The organism is Streptomyces sp. NPDC002588 (genome assembly GCF_040295925.1).
Lineage (GTDB): Bacteria > Actinomycetota > Actinomycetes > Streptomycetales > Streptomycetaceae > Streptomyces.
Genome location: NZ_JBEOWF010000002.1, coordinates 274,762 through 287,443, shown reverse-complemented (window position 1 = coordinate 287,443; position 12,682 = coordinate 274,762). Strand labels below are relative to the sequence as shown.

General features: G+C 72.9%; 12 protein-coding genes. 6 read left to right on the top strand and 6 right to left on the bottom strand.

Features of this window, described 5'->3' with window-relative positions:
- The first annotated feature begins 155 nt into the window (after positions 1–155).
- Positions 156–1,193, top strand: coding sequence for a LacI family DNA-binding transcriptional regulator (locus ABT057_RS03995; RefSeq protein ID WP_352340833.1), 1,038 nt, complete (start codon positions 156–158; stop codon positions 1,191–1,193).
- Between the two features lie 143 nt (positions 1,194–1,336).
- Positions 1,337–2,782 carry a benzaldehyde dehydrogenase gene (locus ABT057_RS03990; RefSeq protein WP_352340832.1) on the top strand — a complete coding sequence of 482 codons (1,446 nt, stop codon included), beginning with the start codon at positions 1,337–1,339 and terminating at the stop codon, positions 2,780–2,782.
- A 6-nt stretch (positions 2,783–2,788) separates the two neighbouring features.
- Here the strand turns inward: ABT057_RS03990 and trxA are convergent, their stop codons facing one another.
- Complete coding sequence (gene trxA, locus ABT057_RS03985; RefSeq protein ID WP_352340831.1) at positions 2,789–3,178, bottom strand: thioredoxin; 390 nt, start codon at positions 3,176–3,178, stop codon at positions 2,789–2,791.
- A 119-nt stretch (positions 3,179–3,297) separates the two neighbouring features.
- On the opposite strand from trxA, the gene ABT057_RS03980 reads away from it, so the two are divergent.
- Positions 3,298–4,716, top strand: a complete 1,419-nt coding sequence (locus ABT057_RS03980) for a dihydrolipoyl dehydrogenase family protein (RefSeq protein WP_352340830.1) — start codon at positions 3,298–3,300, stop codon at positions 4,714–4,716.
- 8 nt (positions 4,717–4,724) lie between these two features.
- Here ABT057_RS03980 and ABT057_RS03975 read toward each other — a convergent pair whose 3' ends face one another.
- Positions 4,725–5,369, bottom strand: coding sequence for a peptide deformylase (locus tag ABT057_RS03975; protein ID WP_352340829.1), 645 nt, complete (start codon positions 5,367–5,369; stop codon positions 4,725–4,727).
- 155 nt (positions 5,370–5,524) lie between these two features.
- Here ABT057_RS03975 and ABT057_RS03970 point away from each other — a divergent pair, with 155 nt between their 5' ends.
- Positions 5,525–6,952, top strand: a complete 1,428-nt coding sequence (locus ABT057_RS03970; RefSeq protein WP_352340828.1) for a PepSY-associated TM helix domain-containing protein — start codon at positions 5,525–5,527, stop codon at positions 6,950–6,952.
- Positions 6,953–7,173: 221 nt separating this feature from the next.
- On the opposite strand, the gene ABT057_RS03965 is transcribed toward ABT057_RS03970, so the two are convergent.
- Genes ABT057_RS03965 through ABT057_RS03950 form a run of 4 tightly spaced genes read right to left on the bottom strand, consistent with a single transcriptional unit; the run spans position 7,174 to position 9,277 of the window.
- Complete coding sequence (locus tag ABT057_RS03965) at positions 7,174–7,548, bottom strand: tetratricopeptide repeat protein (protein WP_352340978.1); 375 nt, start codon at positions 7,546–7,548, stop codon at positions 7,174–7,176.
- Positions 7,549–7,607: 59 nt separating this feature from the next.
- On the bottom strand, positions 7,608–8,057 hold the full coding sequence (locus ABT057_RS03960; protein WP_352340827.1) for a winged helix DNA-binding protein: 450 nt from the start codon (positions 8,055–8,057) through the stop codon (positions 7,608–7,610).
- Entirely contained in the window at positions 8,054–8,533 is a 480-nt protein-coding gene (locus tag ABT057_RS03955; protein ID WP_352340826.1) for a MarR family winged helix-turn-helix transcriptional regulator, read from the bottom strand. The genes ABT057_RS03960 and ABT057_RS03955 overlap by 4 nt, the downstream gene beginning before the upstream one ends.
- Positions 8,534–8,569: 36 nt before the next feature.
- On the bottom strand, positions 8,570–9,277 hold the full coding sequence (locus ABT057_RS03950; RefSeq protein WP_352340825.1) for a TetR/AcrR family transcriptional regulator: 708 nt from the start codon (positions 9,275–9,277) through the stop codon (positions 8,570–8,572).
- Positions 9,278–9,433: 156 nt separating this feature from the next.
- On the opposite strand from ABT057_RS03950, the gene ABT057_RS03945 reads away from it, so the two are divergent.
- On the top strand, positions 9,434–10,912 hold the full coding sequence (locus ABT057_RS03945; protein WP_352340824.1) for an APC family permease: 1,479 nt from the start codon (positions 9,434–9,436) through the stop codon (positions 10,910–10,912).
- A gap of 39 nt (positions 10,913–10,951) precedes the next feature.
- Positions 10,952–12,619, top strand: a complete 1,668-nt coding sequence (locus ABT057_RS03940) for an amidohydrolase (RefSeq protein ID WP_352340823.1) — start codon at positions 10,952–10,954, stop codon at positions 12,617–12,619.
- Positions 12,620–12,682: the final 63 nt, after the last annotated feature.

Genomic DNA, 12,682 nt, shown 5'->3' with positions numbered 1-12,682 from the left:
GAGCAGGCGGACCGCCCGGCGCGAAGAGGGGGAACGGACGGGTCGCAGCGTCCTGCGCAACAGCGGCCGCAAACGCTTTCGTTGACGCTACAGCAAATTCGGGAGTCCCCCCGCCCGAAATCCGGCCCGCGGTTTCTGCCAAGATGCCCTACGTCATGGTGCAGATACCGAACACGCCCGCGCCGACGAAGTCGCCGGTGCCGCGCCCCGTGCCCACTAGCGCCGACGTGGCCCGCCTGGCCGGCGTCTCGCGCGCGACCGTCTCCTACGTCCTGAACAACACCAGCGCCGTCCGCATCAGCGAACCCACCCGCCGCCGGGTCCACGAGGCCGCCAAGGAGCTCGGGTACGTGCCGCACGCGGCCGCCCGCAGTCTGCGCGCCGGACACAGCCGGATGGTCCTGATGCCGACCCTCACCGTCCCGGCGGGCCCGCGCTACAGCCAGTTCGTGCACGAGGTGCAGGGCGCCCTCAGCCGCCTCGACTACACCGTCGTCCAGTACGGCGCCACCGGTCTGAGCGGCGACGACGCCGCCCGTGCCTGGGCCGAACTGCGCCCGGTCGCCGTCCTGATGCCCACCCCCGGCATCGGCCCGGAGGGGGTCGCCGTCCTCAAGCGGTCCGGCGCCCGGGCCGTGGTGACCCTCAGCTCCACGGCCGTCGAGGGCGCCCACGGGCTGCTCCTGGACCAGGCGGGCGTCGGCCGCAGCGCCGCCGCGCACCTGCATGCCAGCGGGCGCCGCCGGATCGGGGTCGTCGTCCCCGGGGAGCAAGGGCTGGAGATCTTCGCCGCGCCCCGGCTGGCCGGCTGCCGCGAGGCACTGGACGGCACCGGCGCCACCGTCACCGAACTGCCCCTCGCCTACACGGAGGAGTCGGCGGCCGCCCTCGCCGCCCGCTGGCCCGACCTCGGCCTGGACGGCGTGTTCGCCTACAACGACGAGTACGCCATGCTGCTGATGCGGGCCCTGCAGGACGAGGGGGTGCGCATCCCCGAGGACACGGCCGTCATCGGCGCCGACGACCTGATGCTCGGCCGGCTGCTGCGGCCCAGGCTCAGCACCGTCCGCCTGGCCCTGCCCTCCGGCCGCGAGCTCGCCTCCCTGATCGACCGGGCGGTGCGCAATCCGGGTGCGGCACCCGAGTCGCACGAGCTGCTCGGTGCGACCGTGGTGCGCAGAGACTCGAGTTGAGCCCTCCCGAGGCGATCAGGCCGATCCCGAGCAGACGCTTCGGGTCGTCTTCCGACATGACTAGGATGTTGCATGCTCAACTAGATGGGACTTTCGTGCTTCCTGAGCCATGAGTCCCGCGGGACATCGATCGGAGAGCCACCATGCCGCTGCTCGACCCCCAGACCTGGCAGACCGAGCGGTCCGGCGCCCTGACGGGGCCCCGGCACACCGTCACCGAGCCCGCCACCGGCGAGGCTCTCGGTACGGTCGTCCTGGCCTCCGCCACGGACGTGGCCCCGGCCGCCGAAGCGGCCCGCGCCGCCCAGACCGAGTGGGCCCGCCTCCCGCACTTCGTCCGTGCCGGAGTGCTGCGCAAGGCCGGTGACCTCTTCGCCGCGCACGCCGGGGAACTGCGCGACTGGATCGTCCGCGAGTCCGGCTCCATCCCGGGCAAGGCGGACTTCGAGCTGCACGTCGCCGCCCAGGAGTGCTACGAGGCGGCCGCCCTCGCCTCCCGCCCGGCCGGCCAGGTCCTGCCCAGCGAGGCGCCCAGGCTGTCGTACACCCGGCGGGTCCCGGTCGGCGTGGTCGGCGTGATCTCCCCGTTCAACGCCCCGCTGATCCTGTCCATCCGCTCCGTGGCGCCCGCCCTCGCGCTCGGCAACGCGGTCGTCCTCAAGCCCGACCCGCGCACCGCGGTGTGCGGCGGTCTGGCCCTGGCCGCGGTCTTCGCCGAGGCGGGCCTCCCCGAGGGCCTGCTGCACGTACTGCCGGGCGGCGCCGACGCGGGCGCCGCGCTGGTCGCCGACCCTCGGGTGCCCGTCATCTCCTTCACCGGCTCCACCGCGGCCGGACGCGCGGTCGGCGAGGCCGCCGGACGTCACCTCAAGCGCGCCCACCTCGAACTCGGCGGCAACTCCGCCCTGATCGTGCTGGAGGACGCCGACCTCGACGCGGTGATCTCCACCGCGGCCTGGGGCTCGTTCTTCCACCAGGGCCAGATCTGCATGACCACCGGCCGCCACCTGGTGCACGCCTCCCTCTACGAGGAGTACGTGGAACGGCTCGCGGCCAAGGCCGACTCCCTGGCCGTCGGCGACCCGCACCGCGCACAGGTCCACCTCGGACCGCTCATCGACGGCGGCCAACTCGCCAAGGTGCACGGTCTGGTGGAGGCCAGCACGGCCTCCGGCGCCAAGCTCGTCGCGGGCGGCACCCACGAGAACCTCTTCTACCGCCCGACCGTCCTCGCGGGAGTCGACGACGGCACCCCCGCGTACGCCGAGGAGGTCTTCGGCCCCGTGGCGCCGGTACGCCCCTTCACCACACCCGACGAGGCCGCCGCCCTGGCCGCCCACAGCGCCTACGGCCTCTCCCTGGGCATCGTCACCCGTGACTCCGCCCGCGGCCTGGACCTCGCCGAACGCATCCCGACCGGCATCGTCCACATCAACGACCAGACGGTGAACGACGAGGCCGTGGCGCCCTTCGGCGGGGTCGCCGCCTCCGGCACCGGCGCCCGTTTCGGCGGCGAGGCCAACCTGGAGGCCTTCACCGACGTGCGCTGGACGACGGTGCGCGGCGACGTGGCGCCGTACCCCTTCTGAGAACCCCTACCGGTCGGCCTGGTCGGTGGCCTTGGCCTGCTGCTCCTCGACCGACTTGCGGACCTCGTCCATGTCCAGCCTGCGGGCCTGCCCGATCAGGTCCGCGAGCGCGGGCTCGGGCAGCGCGCCCGGCTGGGCGAACACCGCGACCCGCTCGCGGACGATCATCAGGGTCGGGATGGACTGGATACCGAAGGCCGCGGCCAGCTCCGGCTGCGCCTCGGTGTCCACCTTCCCGAAAACCAGGTCCGGGTTCTCCTCCGCGGCCTTCTCGTAGACCGGGGCGAACTGCCGGCACGGCCCGCACCAGGACGCCCAGAAGTCGATCAGGACGAAGTCGTTGTCCGTGACCGTCTGGTCGAAGTTCTCCTTGGTGAGCTCCACGGTGCTGCTCATGACCTGAAACCTTCTTCCTGGTGGGGGGCGAGACCGTCCGCACAACGCGGGCGGCAGGCCGGGTATTCCGCGCCCCTACCCGTGTGGCCACCCCGCACACCACCCACCAGACTGACCCCATGACGGAATCGGAAACCATCGCGTACGACGTCGTGGTGCTCGGGGCGGGTCCCGTGGGGGAGAACGTGGCCGACCGCACCCGTGCGGCCGGCCTCACCACCGCGGTCGTGGAGAGCGAACTGGTCGGCGGCGAGTGCTCGTACTGGGCCTGTATGCCCAGCAAGGCCCTGTTGCGCCCGGTCATCGCCCGGGCCGAGGCGCGCCGCCTGCCCGGGCTGCGCCAGGCGGTGCAGGGCCCCCTGGACGCGGCGGCGGTCTTCGCCCGCCGCAACTGGTTCACCGGCGACTGGACGGACGACGGCCAGGTCGACTGGCTCAGCGGCATCGGCGCCGACTTCTACCGCGGCCACGGAAGACTGACCGGGCCGCGCACGGTGACCGTGGGGGAGCGGGTGCTCACCGCCCGCCACGCGGTGGTCGTCGCCACCGGTACCCGCGCCGTGCTGCCCGACCTGCCGGGACTCGCCGAGGTGAAGCCCTGGACGAGCCGGGAGGCCACCAGCGCCCAGGCCGTGCCCGGCCGGCTCGTCGTGGTCGGCGGCGGAGTCGTCGCCACCGAGATGGCCACCCTCTACCAGGCCCTCGGCGCGCAGGTCACCGTCCTCGTCCGCGGCAAGGGCCTCCTCGACCGGATGGAGCCGTTCGCGGGCGAACTGGTCGCCGAGTCGCTCACCGAGGCCGGCGCGGACGTACGGACCGGCACCTCGGTGCGGTCGGTGACCCGCTCCGACGGCACCGTCGTGGTCGTCACCGACACGGGTGAGCGCATCGAGGCCGACGAGATCCTCTTCGCCATCGGCCGCGCCCCCCGTACCGACGACATCGGACTGGAGACGGTCGACCTGGCACCGGGCTCCTGGCTCGGTGTCGACGACAGCCTGCGCGTCACCGGCACCGACTGGCTGTACGCGGTCGGCGACGTCAACCACCGTGCCCTCCTCACCCACCAGGGCAAGTACCAGGCCCGGGTGGCCGGCGCCGCCATCGCCGCCCGCGCCACCGGGACCCCGCCGGCGCAGACCGGCCCGTGGAGCGTGCACGCCGCCACGGCAGACCACCAGAGCGTCCCCCAGGTCGTCTTCACCGACCCGGAGGCGGCCGCCGTGGGCCTCTCCCTCGCGGAGGCCGAACAGGCCGGGTACCGGGTGCGGGCCGTCGACGTCGACATGTCGTCGGTGGCCGGGGCGGGCCTGTACGCCGAGGGCTACAAGGGCCGCGCCCGGATGGTGGTCGACCTGGAGGAGGAGATCCTGCGCGGTGTCACCTTCGTCGGCCCGGGCGTCGGGGAACTGATCCACTCCGCGACCGTCGCCGTCGTCGGCCAGGTGCCGATCGCCCGCCTCTGGCACGCGGTCCCCTCCTACCCGACGCTCAGCGAGGTGTGGCTGCGCCTGCTGGAGGCGTTTCGGGACAACTGACCCGCGAGCTACGGCAGTTCGAAACCCAGCGTCTTCGCCGCCTCGATCGGCGTCGGCTGGGTCCAGCGTTCCAGCACGGCCTGGTTGGCGGCGAGCGAGCGCGGTTCGGCCCGGTCGAGGTAGAGCACGCCGTCGAGGTGGTCCGTCTCGTGCTGCACGATCCGGGCGGGCCACCCGGCGAACACCTCGTCCAGCGCCCGCCCGTGCTCGTCCGCACCCGTCAGCCGCACCTCGGCGGGCCGGGCGACCACCGCCTGGTAGCCGGGAACGCTCAGACAGCCCTCGAAGAACGCGGCACGCGCCGGACCGACCGGCTCGTACGCCGGGTTGACGAGCACCCGGAACGGCTGCGGCACCCGGCCGCGGGCGAGGCGCACCTCCTCCGGCACCGGTGCCGGATCCTCGATCACCGCGATCCGCAGGTCCACCCCGACCTGCGGAGCGGCGAGACCGACGCCGGGCGCCGCGTGCATGGTGATGCGCAACGCCGCCACGAACCGCGCCAGCAGCGCGGGGTCGAGCTGACCGTCGTAGGGCTCGGTGCCCGAGCGCAGGACCGGGTCGCCGGCCGCGACGATGGGCAACGGGCCACCGGGGGCGAGGAGTTCCTCGACGCGGTCGGCAAGGGGCGGGCGGGGGCGGGGAGTTGCCATCCGGCCAGCATGCCATGGCCGGAGATCGTGTGACGCAGGTCACTGGAACTGGCGGGAACTCGGTGGGGATCCGCCCCGACTACTGGGTCACCACGGCTGAAAACCGTCCCCTCCCGCCCGTCCGTCCCCTCCCCGACCCCCCGGAGAAGCCGCCGATGTCCACCGCTCCCTCGACCTCCCCCACTTCCGGCTCCGCTCCAGCGGGGGGACCTCCGCCGGACGAGGCCCCCGAGGCGGCGCCGGCGCCCGCGCCGAAGCCCCGCGGCCCCTGGGCCCCGCTGCGCCCGCTCGTCCTGCGCCTGCACTTCTACGCCGGCCTGCTGGTCGCGCCGTTCCTGCTCGTCGCCGCTCTCACCGGGTTCCTGTACGCCACCTCGTTCCAGGCCGAGAAGCTCGTGTACGCCCACGAGCTGACCGTCCCCGTGGGCGACACCAAGCTGCCGATCTCGGAGCAGGTGGACGCCGCACGCAAGGCCCACCCCGAGGGCACGGTCTCGGCGGTGCGGCCCTCCCCGGAGGACGACGCCAGCACCCGCGTGATGCTCTCCGGTGTCAAGGGAGTCGACGCCACGCACACCCTCGCGGTGTTCGTCGACCCGTACACCGGCAAGGTGCGCGGCGCGCTGGAGCAGTACGGCTCCACCGGCGCGCTGCCGCTGCGCACCTGGATCAGCGAGTTCCACCGCAACCTGCACCTCGGCGAGAACGGCCGCCTCTACAGCGAGTTCGCCGCGAGCTGGCTGTGGGTGATAGCCGGCGGGGGCGTCGTGCTGTGGTTCTCCCGCCGCCGCGCCCTGCGCAAGGTGCGCGGCACCAGCGGCCGGCGCCGCACGCTGGGTCTGCACGGCACCGTCGGCGTCTGGGCCGCCGTCGGATTCTTCTTCCTGTCCGCGACCGGACTGACCTGGTCGACGTACGCGGGTGCCAACATCGACGAACTGCGCACCTCGCTCGGCCAGGCCACCCCGTCCGTCTCGGCGGTCGCGAGCGGCGGCGAGCACGCCGGTCACGACGCGGCCTCGGCGGCGGGCGGGGACGGCGAACACGGCGTCGGCCTGGACGAGATCCTGGCGGCCGCGCGCGCGAAGGGGCTCGGCGACCCGGTCGAGATCGTCCCGCCCGCCGACGCCACCTCCGCCTACGTCGTACGGCAGGTACAGCGCAGCTGGCCGGAGAAGCAGGACTCCGTCGCCGTCGACCCGGCCACCGGTGAGGTCACCGACACGGTGCGGTTCGCCGACTACCCGCTGCTCGCCAAGCTGACCCGCTGGGGCATCGACCTGCACACCGGCGTCCTGTTCGGCCTGGTCAACCAGATCGCGCTGATGCTCCTCGCGCTCGCCCTGATCCTGCTGATCGTGTGGGGCTACCGCATGTGGTGGCAGCGCGGCCGCGGCAACGCCTTCGGGCGCCCCATCCCGCGCGGCGCGTGGGCACAGGTCCCGCCGTACGTCCTGGTCCCGCTGATGGCGGCGGTCGCCGTGCTCGGCTACTTCGTCCCGCTGCTCGGCATTCCGCTCGCCGGGTTCCTCGTGGCGGACGTCGTCCTCGGTGAGATCGCCCACCGTCGCCGCACGGCCTGACGGCCCGTCCGGTCGCTGTGGCCCGCCGTGTCCAGTGCTGTGACCGGAAAGCCATGAAGACGGCGACCGCCGGCATGCCGTAGGCGATGGAACGGCGGGCACGTACCGGCCGCAGCAGGCCGGCCGGCACGTAGAAGATCACCCGCGCAGTATGTCCGTAAAAGTGTTCGGTGATCCAGGCCCCGGCCGGTTCTCCGGCCGGTTCACCGCTCGGTCTCCGGTCAGTTCCCCGGCCGGCTCTCCGGGAGGTCGCCCGACAGCGCGGAGGCGATCCGCAGATGCTGAGCCGCCTCCGGGTGGCGGCCCTGCCGCTCCAGGGTGCGGCCCAGCATCAGCCGGGCGTAGTGCTCCACCGGGTCGCGCTCCACGATCAGCCGCAACTCGGTCTCGGCGCGGCGCAGTTGGGCCGAGTGGTAGTAGGCGCGGGCCAGCAGCAGCCGCGGTCCGGTCTGCTCCGGCACCTCCTCGACCAGCCCGACCAGCACCCGCGCGGCGGCGGCGTAGTCCCGGGCGTCGAAGAACAGCCGCGCCCGCTCCCAGCGCTCGGCCGGCGTGCCGTGCGCGTAGTAGGCCGTGTCCTGCGTGTCGTCGTACATGGTGTCCACCTGGGGCCTCCTTCGAGGCCGACAACCGGACGTCGTAGTTGAATATTCCACTAAGCCTGGGTGGTCAGGGCGGCCAGCTCCGCGCCGGCCCGCTCGATCACCAGGGTGAGGACCCGGCCGGCGGCCGCGAGGTCCTCGGTGGGGATCCCGGCGTAGATCCGGGCGGAGAACGGGGCCGTCTCGGCGCCGACGGTGGCGAGCAACTCCCGCCCGGCGTCCGTGGGGCGGATCCCTTCCTCACCGGCCGCCAGCAGTTCCCGGTCGAGGAGCTCCCCGACCGTGGCGCGCACGGACTCCGCGTCGACCTTGAGTGCCGCGACGACGCCGGCGACCAGTGTGTCGAGGTCCAGCGGGCCGTCGGCCGTGACGGCCGCCCGGAGGGTGATCTGCTGCTGGAACGTGGCCCCGTGGCGGGCCAGGACGTGTTCCAGGACGGCGCGGCCCGCGTAGTGCGCCAGGCCGATCAGGCGGGCGTCGGCGAGCGGTGTGGTCGTGGTCATGACTCTCCCTGTGGGCTCTCGGAGGAATCGAGGGGTACGTCGAGCAGGGCGGTGAGCTCGCCGGTGAACTCCCGTGTCCGGGCGCTGTCGAGGCCGCCGAGCGGCTCCAGCAGCCGCTCCAGCAGACCCTGTACGACCTTGATGGCCCGCCCGGTGACGTCCTGGCCCTGTTCGGTCAGGGCCAGTTGCACGGCGCGCGGGTCGCGGGGGTCCCGGGTCCGCTCGATCAGTCCGGCGGACTCCAGGGCGCGGGCCAGCTTCGAGACGTAGAGCGGCTCGAGGCCGGTGTGGTCGGCGAGCCGGCGCTGACTGGGGCGTTCGCCGTCGCGCTGCATGCCGTACAGCGACGCGACCAGCGAGTACTGCGCGTGGGTGAGACCGAGCGGGGCCACCGCCCGGTCCACCGCCACGCGCCACTTCGTCGACAGGCGCCACACCAGGAAACCGGGCGTGGCCCGTTCGGAACCCTTGCTCATGCCGAATAGATTACATGGCTACTATGTCCATGGCTACTAAATCTGCGTCGCTGTCGGGTGCGGTGCCCGGGCCGCCAGTGCCTCCAGCAGAAGGTCGACCGCCTCCTCGAAGGAACTGTTCCCCATCGTGTGCAGCGTGTGGCGCACGGCGGTCAGCGCGGGGTACGAGTCCGGGTCCAGCCCCTGGTAGACCTCGCGCCACGCCCGGTGGTCCGCCTCGCGCCGCTGCCGCGGGAGCGCCTGGAACGCCGCGTCCATGGCGGCATGACCGAGCACGGTGTCGATGAACGCCAGATACAGGCGCGTCGCCTCGGCCGGTTCGAAGCCCGCCGACAGCAGCAGGGCGACCCCGGTCTCCACGGCACGGATCTCGTTCTCGCGCCGGGTCACCCGGTACGAGGCGAAGGCGGCCGCGCGCGGGTGGGCGAGATATCCGGCGCGGACCCGCAGGGCCATCTCGCGCAGGTCCGCCACCCAGTCGCCCCCCGGGGCGAACCCCGCCATGGCGTCGCCGATGATCCGGTCGGCGACGGCCAGCACCAGGTCGTCGGTGCCGTGGAAGTAGCGGTACAGGGCGCTGGGATCGCAGCCGAGGGCCGTGCCGAGCCGGCGCACGCTGAGCGCCTCCGGGCCGTGCTCGCCGATCAGCCGCAGGGCGGTCTCCACGATCAGGTCCTCCGACAGCAGGACTCCCGAGCGGGTGGGCCGGCGGCGTCTGCGCTCCTGCGGGACACGGGTGGTCATGGCGGGGCTCCTGTCGTCGCGGACCGCGTACCGGCAGTGAAAGGGGCCGGTCAGCCTTATGTCAACAGGATTGACGCAAGGCGAAGCCCAGGTGTTCCATCACAGTCCCGCGCGGCTCTTCCCTCGTCCCCGTCGCCTCCCCGCGAGGAGCCTTCCATGTCATCCCCATCACTGCGCCGTTCCCTCGGCGTCGTCGACGGTGTCGCCATCGCGGCGTCCAGCACCGCCGCCACCACCAGCATCGCCATCGGCATGGGCACGATCGCGACCATCGTGGGTCTGCAGGCTCCGGCGCTGCTGCTCCTCGCCTTCCTGCCCGTGCTGGGCATCGCCACCGCCTACGCCCGCCTCAACCGTTCCGAACCCAACTGCGGCAACGGTTACACCTGGGTCGGCAGGACTCTCGGCCCCTGGCCCGGCTTCCTGACCGGATGGGTCACCATCGTCGGCTCGGTCATCTTCTGCGCCTACACCAGCGCGATCATGGGCTCGGTCGTCCTGATCTTCGCCAACAAGGCCGGCCTGCACACCGTGGCGGGCATCGCCCTCGATCCGTCGTCCACCGGTGTCACCACCGCCGTCGGGCTGGTGCTCCTGCTCGGCCTCACCGCTCTCGCCGTCACCGGGACACGCACCACCACCCGCTTCCAGTTCGTGCTGCTGGTCTTCGAGTACACGGTGCTGCTGGGATTCTGCGGCTGGGCCATGATCACCGGTGGACAGTCGTTCTCCCTGTCCTGGTTCAATCCGTTCGAGATCACCGACGGTACGGCGTTCGCCCAGGGCATGGTCCTCGCGGTGTTCTTCTTCTGGGGCTGGGACGCGGCCTTCAGCGTCAACGAGGAGACGAAGAGCCCGGGCGACGCGGCCCGCGGCGGCCTGATCGCCCTGCTCGCGATGCTCGGCCTGTTCCTCTTCGCCTCGGTCGCCTTCCAACGGGAGATGAGCCTGACCGAACTCATCGAGAACGGCCCGCAGGCCCTGCCGTACCTCGGTGAGAAGCTGGCCGCCGAACCCTGGGCCACCCTGCCCGTGGTCGCCCTGATGTTCTCGGCCGCCGCCTCGGTCCAGTCCACGCTGATCCCCACGGCGCGCGGGCTGCTCGCGATGGGCCGGGACCGCACCATGGGGCCGGTGTGGACCCGCGTGCACCGCCGGTACGGCACCCCCGCCGCCGGAACGGTCGTCGTGCTGTCCATCGCCGCCGTGATCGCCCTGCTGGCCGTCGCCATCCCCCGGCTGAGCGACATGCTGCTGGCCGCCGTCAACTCCATCGGCCTGCTCGTGGCCCTCTACTACGGACTCACCGCTCTCGCCTGTGCCGTCCGCTTCTGGCCCGACCGCAGGGAAGGCCTCCGGACGGCGTTGCTCGCCGTGGGCGTGCCGGCCGTGTCCGGTCTGGTGCTCCTGGGGCTCGGCTGCTATCTCGGACACTCCTACCTGACCATGAGCGACCACTTCGAACTGAGCCCCGACAACGGGTGGTTCATGTTCTCGCTGCCCGCCCTCATCGTCCTCGCCGGGCTCGGGATGGCCGCGGTCGCCAAGTACGTCCGCCGGTCGCCGTACTTCACCACCGGCCGCGGCACCGACGCCGAGGCGATCACCCTCCCGATGGACCGCACCGCCGTCTGAGCCCGCCTCCCGCCCCGCCCACCACGGAGTTCACCCCCCATGTCGCAGTCCCAGGTCTCCGGCCCCGCCGACCTCGTCCTCACCGGCGGGCCCGTCCACACCGTCGATCCCGCCCGCAGCCGCGCCACCGCCGTGGCCGTGCGCGGCGGGCGGATCACGGCCGTCGGCCACGGCGAGGTGCACGCGCTGATCGGGCCGGGCACCGAGGTCGTCGACCTAGCCGGAAAACTGCTGGTACCCGGCTTCCAGGACGCCCATGTGCACCCGCAGGGCGCGGGCCTGGAACTCGGCCTGTGCCATCTCGCCGACACCGTCGACCCCGCCGAGTACCTGCGGCGGATCCGGGCGTACGCCGACGGCCACCCGGACGCCGAATGGATCACCGGCGGCGGCTGGTCCCTGGAGGCGTTCCCCGGCGGCGCCCCCACCGCGGACGCCCTCGACGCGATCGTCCCCGACCGGCCGGTCTTCCTGCCCAACCGCGACCACCACGGCGCCTGGGTCAACACCCGCGCCCTGGAACGGGCCGGCATCGACGCCCGCACCCCCGACCCCGCCGACGGCCGCATCGAACGCGACGCCGACGGCGACCCGACCGGCATGCTCCAGGAGGGCGCCGTCCACCTGGTGGGCCGGCTGGTGCCCGCCCCCACCGCCGACGAGCAGCTCGCCGCCCTGCTGCGCGCCCAGGCCGTGCTCCACTCCCACGGTGTCACCGCCTGGCAGGACGCCATCGTCGGCGCCTACGCCAACATGCCCGACCCGGCACCCGCCTACCGGGCGGCCCTGGACCGGGGACTTCTCACCGCCCGCGTCGTCGGCGCGCTGTGGTGGGACCGCGAACGCGGCGCCGAGCAGATCCCGGAACTTCTCGCGCGGCGCGAGGAGCTGAGCGGAGGACGGTTCCGCGCCGGCACGGTCAAGATCATGCAGGACGGCATCGCCGAGAACCACACCGCGGCCATGCTCGACCCGTATCTCACCGGCTGCGGCTGCGCCTCGGACACCAGCGGCATCAGCTTCGTCGAACCCGGAGACCTGAGGAAACACGTCACCGAACTCGACGCGCTCGGCTTCCAGGTCCACTTCCACGCCCTCGGCGACCGGGCGGTGCGCGAGGCGCTCGACGCCGTCGAGGCCGCCCGCACCGCGAACGGCCACCGCGACACCCGCCACCACCTGGCACACCTCCAGGTCGTCCACCCCCACGACGTACGACGCTTCAGGGAGCTCGGCGCCACCGCCAACCTGCAGATGCTGTGGGCCGCCCACGAACCGCAGATGGACGAACTCACCCTGCCGTTCCTGGGCCCCGAACGCGGCGCCCGGCAGTACCCCTTCGGCGACCTGTTGCGCGCCGGGGCGACCCTCGCCGCCGGGAGCGACTGGCCGGTGAGCAGCCCGGACCCGATCCAGGCCCTCCACGTCGCCGTCAACCGTGTTTCCCCCGACGCCCCCGAGGGCACCCCCGAGTTCCTGCCCGAACAGCGCCTCGACCTCGGCGCCGCCCTCGCCGCCCACACGGCGGGCAGCGCCTACGTGAACCACCTCGACACCCTCACCGGCAGCATCACCGTCGGCAAGGCCGCAGACCTGGTCGTCCTCGACCGCGACCCGTTCACGGGCCCGCCCGAGGAGATCGCGACCACCCGGGTCCTGCAGACCTTCGTGGCAGGAAAACGCGTCCACACGACCCCGGACGCCTGACCCGGACTCGGCCGGCCGGGCCGGGCCGGCGGTGCCGCGATCACGGGAAACGGGCGAGTGCTA